19 protein-coding genes and 2 pseudogenes are annotated in these 19,388 nt (G+C 69.5%); 13 read left to right on the forward strand and 8 right to left on the reverse strand.

The window, feature by feature from the left end; genetic code table 11:
* Positions 1 to 59: 59 nt before the first annotated feature.
* From ACZ4W9_RS01415 to ACZ4W9_RS01425, 3 genes and pseudogenes are all read left to right on the forward strand, one after another.
* A pseudogene (locus ACZ4W9_RS01415) lies at positions 60 to 904 on the forward strand (IS5 family transposase).
* A gap of 365 nt (positions 905 to 1,269) precedes the next feature.
* The gene (locus ACZ4W9_RS01420; protein WP_467932386.1) at positions 1,270 to 1,662 is read left to right on the forward strand and encodes a hypothetical protein; all 393 of its coding nucleotides are present in this window, start codon (positions 1,270 to 1,272) and stop codon (positions 1,660 to 1,662) included.
* Positions 1,663 to 1,777: 115 nt separating this feature from the next.
* The gene (locus ACZ4W9_RS01425; RefSeq protein ID WP_467932387.1) at positions 1,778 to 2,209 is read left to right on the forward strand and encodes a DUF7878 domain-containing protein; all 432 of its coding nucleotides are present in this window, start codon (positions 1,778 to 1,780) and stop codon (positions 2,207 to 2,209) included.
* A 316-nt stretch (positions 2,210 to 2,525) separates the two neighbouring features.
* On the opposite strand, the gene ACZ4W9_RS01430 is transcribed toward ACZ4W9_RS01425, so the two are convergent.
* Together ACZ4W9_RS01430 and ACZ4W9_RS01435 are read right to left on the reverse strand one after the other, a co-directional pair.
* Complete coding sequence (locus ACZ4W9_RS01430; RefSeq protein ID WP_467932431.1) at positions 2,526 to 2,714, reverse strand: hypothetical protein; 189 nt, start codon at positions 2,712 to 2,714, stop codon at positions 2,526 to 2,528.
* Positions 2,644 to 3,228 carry a LysR substrate-binding domain-containing protein gene (locus ACZ4W9_RS01435; protein ID WP_467932389.1) on the reverse strand — a complete coding sequence of 195 codons (585 nt, stop codon included), beginning with the start codon at positions 3,226 to 3,228 and terminating at the stop codon, positions 2,644 to 2,646. Before ACZ4W9_RS01435 ends, ACZ4W9_RS01430 begins: the two co-directional genes overlap by 71 nt.
* A gap of 535 nt (positions 3,229 to 3,763) precedes the next feature.
* On the opposite strand from ACZ4W9_RS01435, the gene ACZ4W9_RS01440 reads away from it, so the two are divergent.
* The 4 genes and pseudogenes from ACZ4W9_RS01440 to ACZ4W9_RS01455 all read left to right on the forward strand — a co-directional run bounded on the left by ACZ4W9_RS01440 (position 3,764) and on the right by ACZ4W9_RS01455 (position 5,719).
* Entirely contained in the window at positions 3,764 to 4,042 is a 279-nt protein-coding gene (locus ACZ4W9_RS01440) for a hypothetical protein (RefSeq protein WP_467932390.1), read from the forward strand.
* A 77-nt stretch (positions 4,043 to 4,119) separates the two neighbouring features.
* Positions 4,120 to 4,443 (forward strand): annotated as a pseudogene (locus tag ACZ4W9_RS01445) (transposase); the annotation flags it as partial.
* A gap of 135 nt (positions 4,444 to 4,578) precedes the next feature.
* A complete protein-coding gene (locus ACZ4W9_RS01450; protein ID WP_467932391.1) occupies positions 4,579 to 5,106 on the forward strand; it encodes a hypothetical protein in 528 nt (175 codons plus the stop codon).
* Positions 5,107 to 5,398: 292 nt separating this feature from the next.
* Positions 5,399 to 5,719, forward strand: a complete 321-nt coding sequence (locus ACZ4W9_RS01455; protein ID WP_467932393.1) for a hypothetical protein — start codon at positions 5,399 to 5,401, stop codon at positions 5,717 to 5,719.
* Here ACZ4W9_RS01455 and ACZ4W9_RS01460 read toward each other — a convergent pair.
* The 3 genes from ACZ4W9_RS01460 to ACZ4W9_RS01470 all read right to left on the reverse strand — a co-directional run bounded on the left by ACZ4W9_RS01460 (position 5,677) and on the right by ACZ4W9_RS01470 (position 8,784).
* The gene (locus ACZ4W9_RS01460; RefSeq protein ID WP_467932394.1) at positions 5,677 to 7,407 is read right to left on the reverse strand and encodes a zeta toxin family protein; all 1,731 of its coding nucleotides are present in this window, start codon (positions 7,405 to 7,407) and stop codon (positions 5,677 to 5,679) included. The two genes, ACZ4W9_RS01455 and ACZ4W9_RS01460, sit on opposite strands and share 43 nt — an antisense overlap.
* Positions 7,408 to 7,823: 416 nt before the next feature.
* Positions 7,824 to 7,988, reverse strand: coding sequence for a hypothetical protein (locus tag ACZ4W9_RS01465; protein WP_467932395.1), 165 nt, complete (start codon positions 7,986 to 7,988; stop codon positions 7,824 to 7,826).
* Positions 7,942 to 8,784 carry a hypothetical protein gene (locus ACZ4W9_RS01470; protein ID WP_467932397.1) on the reverse strand — a complete coding sequence of 281 codons (843 nt, stop codon included), beginning with the start codon at positions 8,782 to 8,784 and terminating at the stop codon, positions 7,942 to 7,944. The genes ACZ4W9_RS01465 and ACZ4W9_RS01470 overlap by 47 nt, the downstream gene beginning before the upstream one ends.
* Positions 8,785 to 8,896: 112 nt before the next feature.
* Here ACZ4W9_RS01470 and ACZ4W9_RS01475 point away from each other — a divergent pair, with 112 nt between their 5' ends.
* Together ACZ4W9_RS01475 and ACZ4W9_RS01480 are read left to right on the forward strand one after the other, a co-directional pair.
* Positions 8,897 to 10,222: a hypothetical protein gene (locus tag ACZ4W9_RS01475; RefSeq protein WP_467932398.1), complete on the forward strand. Its 1,326-nt coding sequence runs from the start codon at positions 8,897 to 8,899 to the stop codon at positions 10,220 to 10,222.
* A gap of 640 nt (positions 10,223 to 10,862) precedes the next feature.
* On the forward strand, positions 10,863 to 11,330 hold the full coding sequence (locus tag ACZ4W9_RS01480; protein ID WP_467932399.1) for a hypothetical protein: 468 nt from the start codon (positions 10,863 to 10,865) through the stop codon (positions 11,328 to 11,330).
* Between the two features lie 749 nt (positions 11,331 to 12,079).
* On the opposite strand, the gene ACZ4W9_RS01485 is transcribed toward ACZ4W9_RS01480, so the two are convergent.
* Together ACZ4W9_RS01485 and ACZ4W9_RS01490 are read right to left on the reverse strand one after the other, a co-directional pair.
* Positions 12,080 to 13,480 (reverse strand): glycosyltransferase family 39 protein, encoded by a 1,401-nt coding sequence (locus tag ACZ4W9_RS01485; protein ID WP_467932429.1) that lies wholly within the window; start codon positions 13,478 to 13,480, stop codon positions 12,080 to 12,082.
* Positions 13,481 to 13,675: 195 nt separating this feature from the next.
* Positions 13,676 to 13,918, reverse strand: coding sequence for a hypothetical protein (locus tag ACZ4W9_RS01490; RefSeq protein ID WP_467932400.1), 243 nt, complete (start codon positions 13,916 to 13,918; stop codon positions 13,676 to 13,678).
* A gap of 943 nt (positions 13,919 to 14,861) precedes the next feature.
* Between ACZ4W9_RS01490 and ACZ4W9_RS01495 the strand changes: the two genes are divergently transcribed.
* From ACZ4W9_RS01495 to ACZ4W9_RS01510, 4 genes are all read left to right on the forward strand, one after another.
* Positions 14,862 to 15,155: a lactococcin 972 family bacteriocin gene (locus ACZ4W9_RS01495; RefSeq protein ID WP_467932402.1), complete on the forward strand. Its 294-nt coding sequence runs from the start codon at positions 14,862 to 14,864 to the stop codon at positions 15,153 to 15,155.
* Positions 15,156 to 15,228: 73 nt separating this feature from the next.
* Entirely contained in the window at positions 15,229 to 17,331 is a 2,103-nt protein-coding gene (locus tag ACZ4W9_RS01500; RefSeq protein WP_467932403.1) for a hypothetical protein, read from the forward strand.
* On the forward strand, positions 17,328 to 18,062 hold the full coding sequence (locus tag ACZ4W9_RS01505) for an ABC transporter ATP-binding protein (RefSeq protein ID WP_467932404.1): 735 nt from the start codon (positions 17,328 to 17,330) through the stop codon (positions 18,060 to 18,062). Before ACZ4W9_RS01500 ends, ACZ4W9_RS01505 begins: the two co-directional genes overlap by 4 nt.
* 42 nt (positions 18,063 to 18,104) lie before the next feature.
* Positions 18,105 to 18,407, forward strand: a complete 303-nt coding sequence (locus ACZ4W9_RS01510; protein WP_467932406.1) for a hypothetical protein — start codon at positions 18,105 to 18,107, stop codon at positions 18,405 to 18,407.
* A 157-nt stretch (positions 18,408 to 18,564) separates the two neighbouring features.
* Here the strand turns inward: ACZ4W9_RS01510 and ACZ4W9_RS01515 are convergent, their stop codons facing one another.
* Complete coding sequence (locus ACZ4W9_RS01515; protein WP_467932407.1) at positions 18,565 to 19,125, reverse strand: hypothetical protein; 561 nt, start codon at positions 19,123 to 19,125, stop codon at positions 18,565 to 18,567.
* Between the last annotated feature and the right edge of the window lie 263 nt (positions 19,126 to 19,388).

The following is a 19,388-nucleotide window of genomic DNA, read 5'->3' on the forward strand; positions in this document are numbered from 1 at the left end:
TGTCCGGGGGCGCCGGGTCTAGGCAGTTTCGTTTGGATCAGTCGGTCGCTGGTCCGGGTGTGCCGTTAACAGATGCGCAGTGGGCGCGGATCGAGCCGTTACTCCCGGACCGCACGCCGAAGCGGGGTGGTCGCTGGCGGGATCATCGTGAGGTGATCGACGCGATCGCGTTCAAGTTCCAGACCGGAACGCAGTGGGTCCACCTGCCGGAGAAGTACGGCAACTGGCGGGGCGTCTACAACCGGCTGCGGATGTGGGCCGTCGACGGCACCTGGGAGCGGGTGTTCACCGCGCTGATGGCCCAGGCCGACGCCGATGAGGACCTCGGCTGGGCCGTGTCCGTCGACTCCACGATCGTGCGGGCCCACCAGCACGCTGCCGGGGCCCGCAAAAAGGGGCCCCGGCCGGCGAACCGGCCGACCACGCAATCGGCCGGTCCCGCGGCGGGCTGACGACCAAGATCCACCTGGCCGCCGATGCCCGCTGCCGACCTCTCGCGTTCGTTCTCTCCGCCGGACAGGCCGGTGATGCATCAGCTTTCACCGAGGTCATGGCCCGCCTACGCGTTCCCCGTCGGCGGGGACGACCTCGCACCAGGCCGGACCTGGTCCTGGCCGACAAGGCGTACTCCTCCCGCGCGATCCGCGAGCACTTGCGCAAACGCGGTATCCGAGCAGTTATCCCCGTCCCCGCAGACCAGCGCAGGCACCGACTCCGCCGGGGCAGCCAAGGCGGCAGGCCACCGGCCTTCGACCGCGAGACCTACAAGCAGCGCAACACCGTCGAACGGTGCATCAACCGGCTGAAGCAGTGGCGCGGCATCGCCACCCGCTACGAGAAGACCGCCACCATCTACCTGGCCGGACTCCACATCGCGGGCATCTTCCTCTGGTCCGCCCGGTGATCCGAACGAAACTGCCTAGCGGGCACCGGCCTCTGTCCACAGGCTCGCCATGGGGTACTGGGCGGCATGAGCGATCACGAGCAGCGGCTGGCCCCGCGCCGCGGCAAGGTTCTGGAGGCCCTCGCACGGGCGAGCGGAAGGTGTTCACCCGGCCCGCGCCGAAATCAGCGAAGGCTCAGGTGAAATTCCTTCTCACGCGGGCGAAGGGGTCGACCAAGGCCCTGGCGGAGAGGCTGGGTGTCTTGCGCCGCACGGTGGAGCGCTACTGTGACGTCGCCCGATAGTCGGCCATCCCGCTTCCAAGCTGGCCTGCGAGCGGCCGGACGCATGATCAGACGGGTGGAGGTCTCTGGCAGCATGAGTCCATGAACTGCGAGAACGACCCGGGCGATGGGCTCCAACTACTGAAGGGCCTGGAGGTCAGCGCCGTCTCGTTAGTGCGTGACCACGTCGAGCTGCACTTCGACGGGCCGGTATTGCGGGCCTTGAGCAACCCCCTGGGCGTGTACAGAGGCCACGCGTGGCACTTCCCCGCACCTGGGTCACTGGACTTCATGCGCTGCTACATCGGCAAGACCGTCGACGGTTACGAAGACGATCCGGAACGGCTTCTGGCCCTCCACTTTGGGGAGCATCGTTTCATCATCCCGCTGGACGACGGCTCAAGCCTGGGCCCCGAGGCGGCCCACCTGGTCGGCGTCGATGAGAGTGGGAGGACTTCTCCCCTCGGCGGAATGTGGATCTGGATGTCAAGCTAAAGGGGCGTCCCGTAAAACAGGGGCCCGGTGGGGCGCCCGCCATCAGCTGGTACGGTTGTCCCTATTTGGTTGGCCTGGGCATTCAGCTGGCCTCAGATCGCATGGAGGCCGGGCGGTGCAGTTCGTCTGCCGGAATTTTGGGCTGTCGGACCTGCCCCGGCGCGGCGTCACTCCGCAGGAGGCGCCCCTGGAGGTGCTGCTCCTCGACATCGAGGCAGAACTGTCCGTCTGGGAGCAGGGGCGGGAGGTGTGGTCCGAGGAGGCGTTCCCGGTGGCTGAGCTGGCGTACCACCTGGCGCTCTGGCTCCAGAGCCCGGCTGCCGGTCATGAGGACTTCGAGCTTGCTTCGATGCAGGCCGAGGAAGGGATGATCCGCATCGTCCACTCCGATGAGGGCTGGCGGGTCGGCTCCGTCTTTACGCCGGACTTCTGGACTCCACCCGTTGCTTGGGACGTTCTCGTAGCAGAGATCAAGTGGTTCAACGGTGCCGTGCGCGAGGGCATCGCCGAGATGGGCATCGACCCCGCCTTCATCCCAGAGCCCTGAGACTGTTCCGGCCCGGCCGACCGGCTGGAATGATCACGGGGTGGCTGGCGGCCGGGTGCGGGCGCGAGCTGTCAGTAGCCGAGCCACTACCACGCAGGGGCGCCGAGTGTGGGGAATCAGAGGAACGTCCACCAGGGGCCCTGCGAGTCCGCTAGTGGCTTGGCTCGGATTGTCGACCGCGTAATTGGTTCGCCGTCCGGTGCCCGTCATTCTGCCTCCAGGTGTGATCTCGACGGTGGCCGTGAGGGCGTCCTGGAGCGTTCGCACGCCTGCGAGCATGGGCGAGGGCGCCTCCCACCCCGCGTGTCTCCCCGCTCTACCCGCCGTGGCCCGTCGCCTTGCCCGCCACGGCGGCGGCCGCGCGGACGAAGGCGGCCAGGGCTGGGGAGGTGGCGTGCTCGGGCCAGGCGAGGACGAGCGTGGTGGGCTCGGCATCATCGACTGGGACAGCGACCAGGTCGTCGCGGAGCTGGCCGCGGATGGAGGAGGGGAGGACGGCGACCATGCGGCGTAAAGGCGATGAGGTGGAGAAGCTGCCCAAGGTTGTGGAGCTCGAGTCCGTGTGAGCCACCCTCAGGTGCGCCCGGCCAGCGCGGCAGAGGCTCCCCGGCGAGGTCGTTCAGGCAGACCTGGGTACGGCCCGCGAGGCGATGCGAACTCGGCATCACGAGAAGTTGAGTCTCGGTCAGGAGGTCCTGGGCGTCCAGGCCGGTGAGGTCGTGGTGGGGGCGGTAAAGCAGGGCGGCGTCGGCACGACCCTCCCGCAGGAGGATCTCGCGCTCGCCGAAGCTGCACACCAGCTCGACCGGCAGCGCACCCGGCTCAGCCTGATAGGCGTCGAGGATCGCGGGCAGCAGGCCACCGCTGCCGCCCGGCTTGATGACCAGGACCAGACGCGGGTCGGCGCGGCCGGCCCGCCGGGTGCGGCGCGCCGCGCGGCTGCTGGCCGACCGGCTGACCGACCGCCTTGAGGAAGTCAGCGGGCAGGCCCTGGTGCGCGATCCCATGGGCTGGTTCATCGGGCGCGGCCTGGTCCAGCGGCAGGCCTGCGCGGACCCGCGCTGCGACGACGGGATCCGCCTCGACACCCGCGCCGACTGTCCCACCTGGCAGTACAGCCCAGCGGCGCGTGGTCTACGAGCAGCAGCAGCGCGAGCACACACTCCGCGAAGCGGCGCGGGCCGAGGCGCGTCGTGCGCGGGAGGCCGTCGCGGTCCAGGCGCGGCGGGCGGTGGCAGCCCGCCGCCGTGCCCAGCAGGAGGCCGCTGCGCAGGCACGCCGCTCTGCGCCCTGCGCGGGCGTCCGAGGCGCCGCCGCAGCCCGGCCGCTGAAAGCGCATGGCGGCGTACTCAGCTGACCAGCCCGGCCTCCCACCTGCGCCGGACGCGCCGTGCAAGGCGCTCTCCGCCCGCGATGTCTGCCTGGCACCAATTGGCCCACCTCTCCTAGCTTTAAGAGGTCGTCGCGCAGATAGGCGGTCGCCAGGGCGGCGTTGAGGGCGGGCGGTCCAGCTAGGCTCAGAGATCACTGTCTTCAGACCGCTGTGAGGGAGCCATGGCCGTCACATACTTGATGCTCGCGCGGCTACCTGAAGGAGGCTTGGGTGCTTTCGACGCTTATGAAAGCGCCGTTTTGCCACTCCTTGCCGAGTATGGAGGACGTCTTGAGCGACGCCTGCGCACTTTGGACGATCAGGTCGAGGCCCACCTCATAACCTTCCCCAACAGCGAGGATCTCGCTGCCTACCGGGCGGACCCCCGGCGTTCTGCCGCTGCACCGATGCTGGAATCGTCTGGGGCCGCTGTCGAACTGCTCGCGGTCCGCGACGTGTAGTGATGGGTGCAGCATGAAGGCAGGCACAGGTTCCGTGATCATGGAGTTGCGACGCTCTGTGATCACCGGGAAGACCTGTGCCTGCGCTGCCATCATGGCTGAGTGAACCACTGTGGGACAAATTCGCCGCCCTGCTGCCGCGGCGGTCGGAGTTCGATCCAGCCCATCCGCTGGGCTGCCACCGGCGCCGGATCGATGACCGGATTGTCTTCGACAAGCTGCTCCAGGTCCTCCGGTTCGGGTGCTCCTACGAAGCGATCGGGGATTCCACCTGCTCGGCCACGACCATTCGCAACCGCCGCGACCAGTGGATACGCCTGGGTCTGTTCGCCCGTCTGAAGGAGATTGCGCTCGACGCCTACGATCGCATCGTCGGTCTCATACGGTGTTCCGTAGGTGTGTGGTGAGCGCGGCCGCGCCGAGCTCCCCCTGCAGTTCGCGGACGGTGAATGCCTCCGGCCTGACGGCTTCACCCGGCTGGGCTCGGTCTCCAGCAGGGGCGCGAGCCGGGTGCAGGCGGCCAGGGCCCGCACGGTTTGGCGGCGCTCGCGCAGCGCGCCGATGAGGGTGGTGACGACTTCGCCGGCGACCGAGCCGACGGTGCCGGGCAGCAGCAGGGTCTGGGCGATGTCGCTGAGGACGGCCTGGGTCTGCTGCGGCAGGGCCTTGCCGAACCGGCTGGCCAGCCCGCCGCGTTCGAGGTAGGCGCCGAGCGGTTCTGCCGGGTGCTGGGCCTGGCGGGCAGCGGCCGGGCGACGGCGGCAGCGAGCGCGGCCCGGATGGTCAGGACGACGTCTTCGAAGGTCGTGCCGGCGGACCGGGCCAGGTCGATCCGGACGGGCAGGATCCTGCGCCCGCTCCAGACCGGCTCCCCCCGCTGCGCCGGCCTGCTCCCGCCGAGCGCGGCTTCGAGTTTGCGCAGCAGCGTGGACTTGCCGACGCCGCCCACCCCGTGGGAGACGATCAGATGGGTGCGGGGCGCCTCGAGGTCCGCCGGGTCGAAGCCGGGAGCGGTGACGTGCCGCAGGTGTTCGGCGAGCGCGGTGGCGACGAGCTCCCACTGACCCTGGCGGTTGGTGAACGCCTCGCTCGAGTCAACGGGGTCGTTGAACTGAACAACGCACGCAGGTCCGTCACGTGGCCTCCCCCGAGCAAAAGATCATCAGTCGGCCAAGCCTATGCCCGCCCCCGCCCGGGAAGGCAGACCACCGGTGCGCCAAGGCCTGCGACCGGACGGGTCCGGCCGGATCTCGCCGCGCTTTTGTGCTGGTCAGCGGCCTGGGTCGTCTTGCCGGGGTGCCCGCTTGGTGCCGAGAATGAGCGGTCCCTTGTCCGGCTCGCTGTTTGGTGGCTTTCATGCACGACCCCGCAACCCCCGACCCGCACCCGGCCCCCGACCGGGCCGGCGGCCAGCCCCCGGACGACGGGCTGGACTGCACCGCCGGCCACGAGATCGCCGTCGAGCTGGTGGGGCAGGTGATCGCCTGGTACAGCCAGCACATCCTCGCCGCCCAGCGGGCCGGCGCCACCCCGCAGACCCTCAGCGAACTGATCGCGCAGCGGCTGGAGTGCGTGCGGGACCGCGACCGCCTCGAGGACGCCGACACGCAGGAGACGGCACGCCTGGCCGCGCTCTACGCGGCCCGGCTGAAGGAACTGCAAGCCCCCGGCTCGTAAGGGCGGGCGGGCAGGGCGGCCACGGCCGCAGGCCCGGTCAGGCGGTACGGCCGCAGGTGAGGCGGCATCAGCGGCCGCGCGCGCCGGGCGATACCGGCCAGCGCATCCCGGTAGTGCGGCATCGCCGCCCGCAGCCGGCGCTGCACCGCCCAGAACCGCGCGGCCTCCGCCTCGGTGTACGGGCGCGCATGCTCCAGGAGTAGCGCGGTCACGGCGCCGGCCAGCCGCGCCCACAAGCCGTCCGAGCGGCGCTCGTTGCGGTAGACGACGGTGGCGTCCCGCCGCAGCACGGTGACGGCGTCGGCCACCGGCGTGTCCTCGGCGGCGGCGACCGCGTCGGGCAGCGCGGCGAAGTGGGCGTCGTGCCCGCCGGCGGTGGTGAACCGCGCGGGAGCACCATGGCCGCTGAGACGGGCGTAGCGCTCGGCGGTTCCCTGCAAGGAGTCCGCCGCCCGCCCGGCCAGGACAACGAGCTCGACCCGGTAGCCCGCCTGCCAGTACAGAATCGCCCCCGCGGTGAACGCCGCGGCACTCGCGGGGGCGATCTCGACGACCACATCGCTGCGCCGCCGGCGTACGTACTGCTCGGCCAGCGCCTGCCAGGCCCGGTAGTCCGCACGGATGCGCTCACCGGCCGCACGCGGCTCCTCCGCCAGCAACGTGAGGTAATCGGGGTGGGCGGCCTTGAAGTCGTCACCGCTGATCCGCACCGGCCGCCCCCGCAGGGTGCGCCGGATCATCGGCGTCAACCGGGTCTTGCCCGCGCCGGGCTGCCCCATGACGTACACGACGATCGGCCGCTCCTGCGGCGTGCTGCGCGCCAGCAGGTCCGGCACGATCAGCTCGTCAAAAATCCAGCGGTGCTCCTCGGCGGACAGCCGGTGGTAGTCCACCCCCGGCGGCTCCCGCCGGGCCTGCGCGGTGCGCCGCACCGGCTCCGCCAGGGCCGCCGCCCGCTCGGCGTCGCGCCGTACCGCCAGCGCCCAGTCCCCGGGCAGCCGCGGATCGTGCGTGCGCCGATCCGCCTCGGCGAGCCGACCCCGGAAGACACCCGTCTCCGCCGCACCCCACGGCCGCGACCGCTCGGCCAGCAGCGCCTCCCGCGCGCCCGCCGGCCGGCTCCACCGCCCGTCAGGGGTGAGGTCGTTGGCGTAGAGCACCTCGGCCACGCGCCGCACGACGACCACCCGGTCCACCAGGCGCCCCGCCTCGATGCCGACGAGGACCTCGGGCAGCGCCGCCGCGCACGCGTCATGGTTGTCCCACGCCACGTACCGGGCCCGCCCCTCCTCGGCGAGCCGCAGGTAGCGGTCCAGCACCCCGAGCTGGCTGACCGCTTCCGGCATGGCCAGCGCCACGAACTCCACCCGGTACCCCACCCGCCGGTAGGCGGCCGCCGACGCCCGCCACGCCGCCGGATCCGCCAGCGCCTCCTCCACCACCACGTCATACCGGCACGCCCGGGCGCGGGCCTCCACCTCGGCCTGCCACCGGTAGGTCTCCTCCCGTACCCGCACCCCGGCCGTCCGCACGTCCTCCGCCAGGAACGCGCCATAGCGCGGATGGACGGCCTTGTAGGCGTCGCGGTCCACGCGCACCGCCCCACCACGCCGCTGAAGAGCCGCCTGGACCAGGTCCATCACCAGCGTCTTGCCGCTCCCGGCCTGCCCGGCCACGAACACCACCACGGCTGCTCCTGGGCGACCGCGCCGCACAGGGCGCCGGGAAGAACCGGCGCGGGCGGGGCGGCGGCCTGACGGCGCGGGGACGGGCTACTCACGTACTCCTCCACGAACACGGAATTCACAAGCGGAGAACAGCCAAGACACGGGTGCGCCCGGCCGAAGGTGGAAGCGGGCCGGGCGCACCGGAAGAGGTCGGCGGCACACGCTGCCGACGTAGCGGCAGCAGCCCCGGACGTCCCAGGCCACGTACACGGCGTTCCGCGCCGTGATGGCGCGTCGAGCCGCCTGCACCGTGGCGCGGCAGGTCAGGTCGGCCAACAGGTGACCGTCGCAGGTCAGTACGCCGGCGTCGAGCAGGGGCGCCAGAGCCTGGGTGACGGGGGTGAGCTGTCGGCGGAGCTGGCGCGGGACAGCAAGGCTCACGCGTCGTCCCCGTCCAGATCGTCATTCGGGTCCAACACCGCCGTCCACGAGGGGCCGTAGGCCACGAGGATCTCGTCCACCTTATTCAGGTGGTTGCGCATCAGCGCCACGCCGTCAGGGCTGCCGAAGACGTCCCGGCCGCGAGCGTGGGTCTGGGTCATCTTGGCGAGGGTATTCGCGGTCTTGCGCGCGGTCTTCAGGGCCCCCTCCAAGAACCGGCGCTGCCGCACGTCCTCCGGCTCGGAGTCGCCGCCGCCGGTCGCGTTCGGCCTGGGCCGGGCCGCCGGCGAGGCCCGCGATGCCCGCGCGGAGCAACTGCGGGCGGTGGTCGCCGCGGCGCCGATGGTCGACACCGTCGGCGAGCTGCGGGCGCTGCTGGAGCAGCTCCCCGGCGAGATGCCGCTGTCCCTGAACGATCACCACCGGGCCCTGCCCGGCGAGCCGGACCAGGTGCACACCATCCACCCCCGTCTGGTGGCCATGGTCTCCGGGCTCGCCACCGAGGCAGAGAGCAGGCAGCCCGGGCTGATGCTCACCCAGGTATACGTGCCCTTCCCCGCCGAGGCCGAGGAGCAGGCCGCCGTCGCCACCCGCGACGACCTGCCCGCGTACGGCGAACTCCCGCGCGCCGCCTACCACCTGGAACGCGGGGAGCTGCGCCCCGGACTGAAGGACGTCGCCGAGGTGCTGGCGGAACTGGCCCACCTCGTGGGCGAGGTCGCGGCGGACGTCACGGAACACGACGAGGACGGCTCGTACACCGAACTCCTGCACGCGGCCCGGGAGCTGCTGGTGCCGCTGCCGGAGCGCGGGGCCCGCGTTCTTGAGCTGGCCGCCCTGACGCAGCCGGGCGCGGACGAGGCCGCCGAGTTCGCCCGCTGGGCGGACCCGCGCGCCGAGGCGTACTTCTTCCGCTCCGGCCCGGCGCCGGTGTGGCTGGGCGTCCTGGCCGAGCACGCCCCGCACCTGCTGATGCCAGATCCCGCGGCCGGCGGGCGATGGCCGGCCGCCCCGTCCCTCGAGCACGTCACCAGCCGTCCAAGACCCGGCGGTCAGCCGGGCGCAGCAGGTGGCCGCGGTCGGCCGCCCGGCCCTGGACGCGCTGCTGGGTCTCGCGCTGCGCCACGGCGACGGCGTCGCAGCCGCCTTGGTGCGCGCCGTCCTGGGCGACACCGCCGGGCTGCGCGCCGGCACCGGACCGGCGGTGGTGGCGACGCTGCGCCTGGCGGCCCGCTGGGCCCGGAGCGTTCCGCCCGCGGGACGGACACGCGACTGGATCCTTGTGGTGGAGGGTCTGCTGGCCGGCGCGGTCGAGGACGAGCACGCCGGCCACCTGTCGCTGCGGGCCGTCGCCGAGCGCGTGGCCGCCGCCGAGACCGCCGCCAACCAGCGGGCGGCGGCCAGGGATCGGGCCGCCGCCGAAGCGGCGATGGCGGCCGCGCTGGCCCACGAGGAGAAGCTGGAAGAGCAGATCACCGAGGAGGCCGCGGCCCGGCTGCCCGGCTCCGAGGTGGCGGTGCTGTTGCGTGAACTCGCGGTGACGGCCTACCCGGCCGGCCGCGCCGGCTCCGCGCACCGGGACGTCGCGATGATCCGGGCGGTGTTGGCCCGCCTGCTCGCCCGCGACGTCACCCTGCTGCCGGTCGCTTCCCGGCCGCTGGTCTTCGGCGGCGACCTCGCCCTGGTGCACGCCGGTGACCCGGCCGCGTACGGCGGGTCGAGGCTGGCGCGCACCCTGCTCGACCTGGCCGCGGCCGACGCGGACGCCGGCGCCGGCCTGGGGGTGCGCACCCGCGCCTTCCGCCGACTGGCCGGCCTCGATGCCCGGCTGCATGACCGCCTGCTGGCCGCCCACCTCGCCGCTCGCCCGCCGGCGGCCGCCTCGTCCCCGGTGCCCGCCGGATCCGCAGACGTCGCCGGGGACGCGGAGGAGTGGTGGGAGCAGGCGATCGCGCTCGCACCGCGCCTGGTGGCCGCCGAGGCCGCACCGGAGCCGGCCCGCCTCGTCGGCCTGGTCTTCGGCACCAGCCCGGCCGAGCGCCCCGGGGAGTTGGAGACGAGGGTGCGTACCGCGCTCGGCGTGCCTGCGCCGGCCAACACGCAGGTGCCCGACGTAAGGGTCCGCATCCTGTATGTCCTGCCGCCCGCCCCCGGAAAGGCCGACCTCTCCTCGCCGGTGCCGTATCTCGCTGACCGGCTGTCGCCGCGCGAGCAAGGCGCACCGACGGCAGGTGGCTCCGCCGTCCAGGGTGGACCCGCCCATCACCTCGGCGGTGGAGCGGCAGACGGCTCGTTCGACGACCTGGTCGAGAACGCCGTCGACCTCGCCGCGGTGGGCGTGCGCCCGTACGCCCCGGGCCAGGTAGTGCTGTTCCAGGAACCGGACCTCGCCTGAGGCGCTTGGGCAGGGTCCGTCGGCTCCCGTCGGTCGGGTTGAGCTCTCTGGTGGCTTTTCCGGGGAAGGCCGTGGTGGGAACCCTGATCGGCCGGACCGCGCGTGTGCGCGAGACCGGCCCGCTTCGCGGGGAACAGCGAGAGAAGTCCCCGTCGATCAGCGAGAAGTGCGGCCGCGGGCCGGTGGCCGGCGCCTCGGTTCGGGTCGTGGACAGTGAGAGTCAGGGCAGGCAGCAGCGGGGGAGGGTGCCTCTGCCGCCGGAGGATCTGCGGGCCGTCGTGGCCCCGGTCGACCTAGTGTGGGCGTGGCTGGAGCGTCCGGCTGCCCGCCGGATTGTGGAGGCCGCTGTCCGCAGTGAGCTGAAGACGGTGGAGGGCTACGCGGGCCGTGCGGACGCGCCGCAGGTCCTTGCCGACCGCCTCGCCCGGCGCCTGGCCGAGCAGCTGCGTACGAGCGGCCCGATCACCGATCCGGTGGGCTGGCTGCTGGCTCGGGGCCTCCGCAGCGCCAGGAGTGCGGCGACGCCCGGTGCGACGACCGGGTGCTGCTCGACTCCGGCCGGGACTGTCCCCGCTGTGAGGAGCGGAGGGAAGACCGCCGTGCGCAGCGCCGGAAGGTCGCGGCTGCCGTGGAGGTCGCGATGCCCGGGGCCTCGGAAGCGGAACGGCGGGCGGCCACCGCCAAGCAGCTCCACCAGGATGTGACGGCCAGGGCGCGGGCCCGCGAGGCCGAGTGGGAGCAGGTCCGCGCCCGGTCGGCGGCGGTCAAGGCCCGCGCCGAAGCCGCGGCCGCACAGGGGTCCACCGTCCGGCCCGCACCGGTGGCGCCGGTCGTGGTGCCGGCGCCGCGTTCGGTCGCCGCGCCGGCCGCGGCCGTCGACGACGTCGACCAGGAGCAGGACCTCGTGCTCGAGGACCTGACCCGCGACCAGGTCCTCGACTGGTGGGTGCGCGCGATGAAGGACACGCAGCTGGTGTTCGACCACATCGACCGGTACGGCGAGACGTCGGCCTGGCGCCTGTTCACCGGGCGGCTGGTGGACCAGGTGCAGCGGGTGGTCGGCCTCGGGCACCTGAACCTCGGCTACATCCCGTGGGGGCAGGTATGAGCGGCGGCGAGATGTCCGGCGTGGAACCTGGCCCGGGTCGTGCTGCGGGCCGCGCTGAACGGCGGCGGGCAGAAGGCGAAGTTGAAGCCGCGGCCCGTCCGTACGGTGTGCCGGGACGGGCGCGAGCCGATGGGCCTGGGGCTGTGATCGGCGCGTTGGTCACCGAGCGGGCCTGGGAGCTCCCGGCGGCCGGCGCCTCGCTGCGCGAGCGGTGGACAGCCAACGCTCGGAGCTGGCCCGGCACGTTGCCGAAGTCGGCTACGACATCGACACCGGGTGACTCACCGTGTGCCCGGAGTCGCCAGCCTGGGCGACGAAGACGCGCCGAGAGCAGCCCGCGTCATCGCGGCCGCCAACGAGTCGGTCGGCCGCACCGTCGTGCGCGCCCTGAAGATCCTCGCGCCCGGCACGGTGCCGACACGCGAGTCGGCCGACGCCGACCCGGAGCCCGCGGGCCGCGCCCGCCGGGCCGGTGCGCACCCGGGAGACCGCCTCGGACGGCTACCGCCGTGCGCTCGCCGTGCACCGCCGGGCGGCGCGACCGTCCCGGGTGGACCCGGCTTCCGTGCCGCAGGAGAACGTCGCGCCACTGAAGTCCATGCTGCCGTCGACGGTGACATCCGTGATGCGCCCATCGCGCAGGTCGTGGTGCACGCGCCGCGTCCGGTCGTCGAGTCCGTTACAAACGACTCGTCCGTCTCACCACATTGGACACGGTGTAAACCCGACCAGCCTTCGTTCACAGGTCGTCAGTGGACCGTAGAGCGCCGTTCATACACTATGACCCTGCGGCCTCGGGTCTGCTTGTCGGTCACCGCAGTGAAGTACCTTCGCAGGACAGTGATCTTTACCCTGTCCCGGGCGGCTGTCACCGGGCGGGCCACGGGGGATGCATCCGTCACCAGGAGGACTCGCCGCTCGTTAAGCAGCGCGGTGCGTATGAGATCCGGTGCCGTCTCGACACCTTTGAGGGTTGCGGACTTCTCCGGGGACTCCGCCAGGGCTACGTCCCGCAGGCCGGCGAAGGCGTTGGGGATGACGGACTTGGTGTCTCTGCGGGCTGAGGGCACGAAGATCACCGCATTCCCGGGCTGCTTGAGGCGTCGTATGTCCGAGGCAACCGCCAGGACGTCGTCCACTCTGCTCGCCGGGGACCGCTTGGCCAGTGATTGCGGCAGCAGGGCCGACATGGCAACGGCGAGCGTCATGGGGAGAATCCACCTCGACGCTGTCGGGAAGCGGGGCTCGGCCGCCTGTACCGCCGCGCCGACGGCCGTACCGATCAGGAGCGCCAGCCCCAGCATGCTGTAGAGGATGTAGCGGTCCAGGAAGACCGGCTGGATCAAGGACAAGGCGATCAGGCCGAGTTGCGGCACCGCGAGCAGGGGCAGCCCTACGGCCGCCGCCGATGGCCGGCCTGCCCGCGGCCGGTCCAGCAGCGCGCAGGAGCCGCCGATCGCCAGCAGGACCGCCGGGCCGATCAGCATGTGCCAGGACAGCGGCGGGATCCAGGCCATCTGCGCGGACTGGCTCCGGCTGAACACCACCAGCGGAAGCACTCCGACGGTGGCGCACCCAGCGGCCGCCGCCCAGCGGGCCAGGACCACGCGCTGGGCCCGGGCCCAGAGCAAGGTGGCCAGATGCGCCGCGAGGATCATGAGCGAGAGCCAGTTCAGCAGGCCGGTGAGGAGGACAGCGGTGCTGTAGGCAGCCCAGTGGCGAGTCCGGGCGGGGTGCTCGAGGATGGTGATGAGGAGCAGGGTGGAGATTGCCGCACCGGCCGCCACCAGCGCGTACGACCGGCCCTCCTGGAGATAGAACTGCACAGCCGGCAGCAACCCGAACGCCATGCCGCCGGCCAGGCCCGCCCAACTCCCGGCCAGTCGGCGGCCGATGACGGCCACACAAGCAGCCGAGACCGCTGTGGCCAGCACCGAGGGCAGCCGTAAGGTCGTGGTGCCGGGGCCGAAACACGTGAACAGCACGTGCATCAGCAGGTAGTAGAGGCCATGGACCACGTCGACGTTTGCCAGCATGTGCCAGATCTCCGCCGTCGAGCGCTGAGCCACCTGCCAGGTCGCGGCCTCATCCCGCCACACACTGTCCTGCCGCGACAACCCCCACAGGCCGAAGACGAAGGTCCACAGCATCGGCACCAGCCACACGACAACCGCGCGAAATGAGGGCGGCCCCCCAGTTGGTACGTCGTGCGGGGGGGCTTGGAGCGCCGTGTCTAACTTGCGGTCAGTCGACATGAAGGAGGGATCCTAAAGCAGTTGTCCATGAGGGCTGACTGCCAGGAGTTACCTACCGGCCGTCAATCGTAGCACCCTAATAGGACTTCGTTAGGTCTGTCTTGATCGGTCCCAGACCCTCTCGGCCGCGTCGTAGCTGACCGCCAAAGGGGCGATCCCGCCCGCGCTGCGGATCCGGCAGACGATCGCGCTCAGGACGTCGGCGAACTCAGGGGTGACCAGCAGGACGCGTTCCTTGCCGGTCTTCGACGGGGCGATGGGCAGCAGCGGGACGACCTCGCCGGGCGTGGGCAGCCAGTATTGCAGGATGCTGTGGCGGCTGTGCTCCAGCATCTCCTCGATTCGGATGCCGGTGTGCCGCAGCACTTCGATCGTGGCCCAGGCCCAGAAGGTTCAGTTCTCCGCGGCTTTGAGGTCGGTCCGCCAGCCCTCGGGCTGGAGGAAGGCGGTGCGGGTCGGCGACCCAGTTCGAGGTGCGGGCCTTGTGGTAGGCCTCTTCAAGCACGGTGAACTCGGATCCGGCCGCGCGGCTTCGACGGCGCCGAGGCGGCCCGGGCATCTTTGAGGTGCTGGTCGGCGGCGTAGACGAGGGCCGGGAGGTACGGGAGCCGCTCGCGGGTGCGCTGGTGTGATCAGGACTTCTGTCGCTTCTGGCGCCTCTTGCTGTTGACCGGTGGGAAGGGACAGCGGACGGCGTGCTGTCCCCACCGGGCCGGACCGCCGTTCGGGCTGCGGCCGGCGGACAACGAGAGCACAAACTGCCGGGGCGGCGGACCATGAGCCACGCCGGATGCATGCGGATCACGTCCGCGCCGATCAGGGCGAGCATGCCGGCTTTCAGCTCGGGCTCGCGGATGGGCCGCAGGCCGCGGGCATCGGCCCACCGGATCACCCCGTCACACCAGGTCCGCGGAACCGCGGGGCCGGGGCTGGCTCTCCAATGGGACTGCCGGTTGTTGCCCGGGAACTCCAGAAGTCGCGCAGGACTGTCTCGCGCGAGTAGGGGGCGTACCTCGCCGATGACCCGGGAGATGGTGGAGCGACTCGACACCGAACCAGCAGGCCGGCAGGTTATGAGTTACGGCATGACACAGAATCAGGACACTGTCCGAATCTATCTCCCGCTCAATTCGCGCCAGTTTCACCTCATGATCCACATCTTTCCAGCCAACTACTCCGAGGGAAGCAAGAAGATGGTTGCGTCGCGATCATCGTGTGATCAATGTTGAAGTGTCCACAGCAACCCATGGAACCTGAGAGTGAGAGGTGATTCACCATGCAGAGAAAGAGCGTTGTCAAGGCTGTCATCGCATCCGCAGCTCTTATTTTCGCTGCGGCAACCCCGGCGCTCGCCACGACCGTCGACGTGGACGGAGGCAGGTGGAGCTACGACGATGGCGCCAACACGGCGTGGTCGAACTACACGCACCCGAAAAACTCACACGCGTCGTCGGTGAAGATCGGCAGCGTGCTCTTCAAGAGCGGCTGCACGGTTAAGGGCCAGTGGTCCCTCGCCTCTGGTACGAAGAATGGCGGCGCCATCTCGTACTACTACAACCCGAGCTGCTGAACCGCTCAGCTGTGGGGGTGGGTGTTCCTGCCCCCACAGCTATTTTCTATGGACTGAACTGGATCGGTACCAGATGCTGCACCGAGGCATAAAATTCGTCCACGCCGCGGTTCTGGCCTTCGCCGCAACACTGTCATTTCTGTTCGTACGCGGCCTGGACGAGACCGTAGTGCTGGGGAACGCCGCCCTGGTCGAAGTCATCGACTCTGACGGGTCGAACAACGGCACTCAAGTCATCCGGGCCATCAAGGATTTCTCAACTGAACAAAAAGTCGGGGTGGCCCGCGAGATACCTGACCTGAAGAACCCCGACGGCCTCCGGCACCTCTATCTGGCTCCAGGCAGTGCTACATCTCTGACGGCAGGGTGGCTGGATAACGGATACCCGGAATTCAGCAGGGACTACGCTACAAGCGTCCACCCGATTTCTGAAATCGGGCCAATGGACCCCCGGGGCTCCTATTATGTGTTCGGCTCGCCCAAGGCCGTCGATATGCTGGTGACCAAGCTCGGTCATCTTGGTCTCGTCACGAGCGTGACGCATCCCTTGTCATACTCGGAACTGAGCGACCGGTACTCGGACGATCCTCTGTTCCGAGCCCTGTGCGTGGTCGCCCTCGCAGCGATGACAATGACCGGTGCAAGTGTGCTACTCAACGCCAACGCGTATGGGATTCTTCGGATGCAGGGGATGTCTTTCATCGGCATCCTCCTCCGTGATCTGCGGCAGTTGGCCGCCTTCTGGTTCACAGCGGCCGGCATCGTAGCGATAGTGACGGTGGCCTGGCTCGGTCTCTACAACGGCTTCGCCTGGTTCTGTCTGTTCGCCGTAGTGGCTGCGCTGGCCGCTGCCCTTCTGGTCCTTGCAGTGCTTGCAGCCCACGCGGCCATGCTCGCGCTGACGTATAGGGTCGACGTGCTGTCGGCCCTCAAGGGTGAGCTGCCGGCGAGGGCTGCCTCTCTCAGCGTCTATGTCGTACGTGTCCCCGTGCTCCTGCTCGCGCTCAGTATCGCCACAAACGTCACTGTCGCCGGCCGGGGTGTGCTGATGCGACTGGAAAACCAAAAAGTTTATGACACGGTGGGCGACGCTGTCTCGATCCGTCTCAGTGGCGCATTCGCCATGCATACGGAACAACTGGACCAGCACGTGGGGCCTTGGCTGCGCCAGGCCGACAAGCGTGGCGAGGTCATCCTCGCCGGCCGTAAGGACCTCCAAGTCTCCACACCTGGTGCTCATCTACCGGCAGGCGAGTTTCTTATCGTCAACGACACGTTCCTCGCCGAGCAGCCTGTAAAGAGCCCGACGGGACTTCGCTACACTTCTCAGGCCAAGCGAGGGGGGGAACCGGAATCACGTCCGGTGCGAGTCATCATCCCCGATTCTCTTGCTTCTCATGCACAAGTGATCACGAAGGCGGCGTCCGAAGTAATCGACGCCCGCGGGGTTCGGAATGTTCCCCTTGAGGTAATGAGGAGCAGATCAGGGCAGCGCATTTTTGGGTACAACACCGGCACCTATGTGTACAACTCGGCACATGGACCCGACGAGGACAGATCCCTGTTGCTCGATCCGGTGATTATTGCCGTCCCCAATGGTTCGCGGTTCCTCACAGATGACGCGTACACCACCTTCGCCACCCAGTCGGGAACAATCTTTCCCGACCCGAATACCGTACTGCGCGACATCACACACAACAACCTGCAAAGCTACATCAGCGGAGTGAGTCCTGTCGGGCAGAAAACTGCCCTTGACCTCAGGAAGGCGACCGCCGAACTTCGGCTGCAGGTTTTCAACCTCATCATTACCGCCATCATCCTCCTAATTACCGGGGTCGGTGTTTGCATCATCTACGCTCGCAAAAATGCGCAGAGGATTTTTGCGCGACACGTCAACGGCTGGAGGTACATCGCCACACATCGATTCATCCTCGCTGTCGAACTGGCCATTGCGGGCATATTCGCGACACGGGTCCCCTTCAAATCTTGGCAGCAGGGGCAAGAACTGAAGCGAATTGCGGCTGCTGGTGCACCCGCCCCCTTCCAGCCTGTACATATCACCGCGCTGGACGTCGGCGTAATTACAACTCTAGTTGCGGTCGAATTCGGAGCCGTACTGTTCGCTCTCGCATTCTTTCATCGCCGAATAATCAAGGAAGGAGCGAGCGCTGCATGAGCCTGGAAAACGAAATTAAGTCAGAGGCGGATCTGGTCGAGGTCCAGAATCTGTCAAAGGCGTTCGAGTCCCGGGTCTTGTGGAGTGATATCAACTTCACCGTGAAGTCGGGTGAGATGTTCGCGCTCGTCGGCCCCAGCGGATCGGGGAAATCAACGCTCCTCAACTGTATCGGACTGCTCGACAAGCCGACCACTGGAGCAATCCGATACCGGGGAAAGGACATCACGCGATTCGGCAGAGGCCAGATCCGACGCTTTCGCCGTGACAGTCTCGGCTACCTGTTCCAACACTACGCCCTGATCGAAAATGCAACTGTCGAAGAAAACCTGGAAGTGGCCATCAGGCCGCGACGGACCAATTCGTACAGCGGCGGCCCAGACATCGCCGAGGCCTTGGAACGCGTGGGCCTGGCAGGCCGGAGCAAGGAACAGATCCACCGTCTAAGCGGTGGCGAACAGCAACGCGTTGCTCTGGCCCGGCTGATAGTCCAGAAACCGACACTGGTCCTGGCCGACGAGCCCACCGGCGCCCTCGACGAAACCAACAGCGCCGCCGTTATAGGCATCCTCCGCGAACTGAGCCGGAGCGGATGTGCCGTGGTGCTCGCCACCCACGACGCCGCCGTCCGGGATAGCTGCGACGCAGTATTCGCCGTACACGAGGCATCGTTCATCACCCCCTCGCCGCGTGAGTCGGCCAGCTCGGACCCGGCTCCGGCCCACCATTGACCTCCGATAGGGTGGAGGACCCTGACAACCGCCCACCCCTTGATGATCTGGCAGGAGATCCGCGTGCCCGAGGACCGCATCGCACAGGGTGAGATCGCTGCGCTCACCCGGCGCTTCGAGGATGTGGCGGAGCGGACGGACCGGGAGTTCGGGATCGTCAAGAGCGATCTGACCGCGGTGCGGCTGCAGGTCGGCAACCTTGATCAGAAGGTGGGGAACCTGGACGCGAAGGTGAGCAGCCTCACCGATGAGGTCCGGGGCCTGGCCGAGAAAATCGACCGGAATCAGCCGCAGATCGTGGAGCTGCTGACCCAGCTCGTCGGCCGGAACCCCGACGCCCGCTGATCCTCCTGTGTGGCTGTGGCCCTGGACACACTCAAGTGTTCCAGGGCACAGCCGTATACGTCCTGGGCAGCAGGGTGACTGAGCCCACATTCACCGCGCCTCACTCCTCAGCGCTCGCCGCTTGTGGCGGATCCACCACAAGCGGCGAGCGCATGGTTCACAGCAGGCGGATGCCGAGATGGTGCCGGCGCTCGGCGACGAGCGTCTCCCACCGCCTGCGGATGGTGTCCTCGGGTTCGAGCCAGCGGGCGGTGGAGGGCTGGGGGAGGGGCTGTGCGGCCATGAAGTGGGCGACGTCGGCGTAGTAGGCGTAGTCGCCGTTCCGCGCGAGGCCCCGTAGCCGGCCGACGGCTGTGCGGACTTTGTCGTGGTCGCCGAGGACGGCGTGGTGGAACGCGAGGACCACGTCGAGGACGGCTTCGGCCGCGGTGATACCGGCGTCGCGGCTCTCGGCGCGCAGGATGCGGGCGGCGTCGAGGCCGGGCAGGGTGCCGGCGTCGCGGGCGAGCGCGGCGATCCGAAGGGTGAGGGTGGTGGCGCGGAGGTCGAGGCCGGTGAGGAGCTGCTCGGCGAGGTGGATCTCGTCGTCCGCGGTGTCGGGGTCGGTGAAGGCGAGGACGAGGGCGCGGTGGGTCTGGCTGGTGGCGCGTTCTCCGGCGACATCGTGCTGGTCGGCCTGGTCGCGGGCGGCGGCGTAGGCGGTGGCCGCGCGGTGCATGTCGCCGTGGGGCCAGTAGATGTCGCCTTCGACGCGGTGCTGGCGGCCGGCCCATCCGAGGGTGCGGGCGGTGTCGTGGGCGGTGGGGAAGTCGCCGGCGAGGCGGGCGAGGTGGGCTAGGGTCCGTCTTCAAAGATCATCGGGTGGTGGATCATGGTGGGGTGATACGTCGCCATGAACTCACTGATCAGGAGTGGGAGTTGCTCGCTCCGCTGATACCGCGAGCCGCGACAGGCCGACCCCGGGTGGCAGACCGGCAGGTC

The organism is Streptomyces sp. NPDC029296 (assembly GCF_055569255.1).

Excerpts from the sequence above, each read along its gene's own strand:
- ACZ4W9_RS01420 (WP_467932386.1), top strand. The coding sequence starts at position 1,270 with ATGAACTGCGAGAACGACCCGGGCGATGGGCTCCAACTACTGAAGGGC.
- ACZ4W9_RS01430 (WP_467932431.1), bottom strand. The coding sequence starts at position 2,714 with ATGGTCGCCGTCCTCCCCTCCTCCATCCGCGGCCAGCTCCGCGACGAC.
- ACZ4W9_RS01435 (WP_467932389.1), bottom strand. The coding sequence starts at position 3,228 with ATGAACCAGCCCATGGGATCGCGCACCAGGGCCTGCCCGCTGACTTCC.
- ACZ4W9_RS01440 (WP_467932390.1), top strand. The coding sequence starts at position 3,764 with ATGGCCGTCACATACTTGATGCTCGCGCGGCTACCTGAAGGAGGCTTG.
- ACZ4W9_RS01455 (WP_467932393.1), top strand. The coding sequence starts at position 5,399 with ATGCACGACCCCGCAACCCCCGACCCGCACCCGGCCCCCGACCGGGCC.
- ACZ4W9_RS01465 (WP_467932395.1), bottom strand. The coding sequence starts at position 7,988 with ATGACCCAGACCCACGCTCGCGGCCGGGACGTCTTCGGCAGCCCTGAC.
- ACZ4W9_RS01480 (WP_467932399.1), top strand. The coding sequence starts at position 10,863 with ATGCCCGGGGCCTCGGAAGCGGAACGGCGGGCGGCCACCGCCAAGCAG.
- ACZ4W9_RS01485 (WP_467932429.1), bottom strand. The coding sequence starts at position 13,480 with ATGCTGTGGACCTTCGTCTTCGGCCTGTGGGGGTTGTCGCGGCAGGAC.
- ACZ4W9_RS01490 (WP_467932400.1), bottom strand. The coding sequence starts at position 13,918 with ATGCTGGAGCACAGCCGCCACAGCATCCTGCAATACTGGCTGCCCACG.
- ACZ4W9_RS01495 (WP_467932402.1), top strand. The coding sequence starts at position 14,862 with ATGCAGAGAAAGAGCGTTGTCAAGGCTGTCATCGCATCCGCAGCTCTT.
- ACZ4W9_RS01500 (WP_467932403.1), top strand. The coding sequence starts at position 15,229 with ATGCTGCACCGAGGCATAAAATTCGTCCACGCCGCGGTTCTGGCCTTC.
- ACZ4W9_RS01505 (WP_467932404.1), top strand. The coding sequence starts at position 17,328 with ATGAGCCTGGAAAACGAAATTAAGTCAGAGGCGGATCTGGTCGAGGTC.
- ACZ4W9_RS01510 (WP_467932406.1), top strand. The coding sequence starts at position 18,105 with ATGATCTGGCAGGAGATCCGCGTGCCCGAGGACCGCATCGCACAGGGT.
- ACZ4W9_RS01515 (WP_467932407.1), bottom strand. The coding sequence starts at position 19,125 with ATGCACCGCGCGGCCACCGCCTACGCCGCCGCCCGCGACCAGGCCGAC.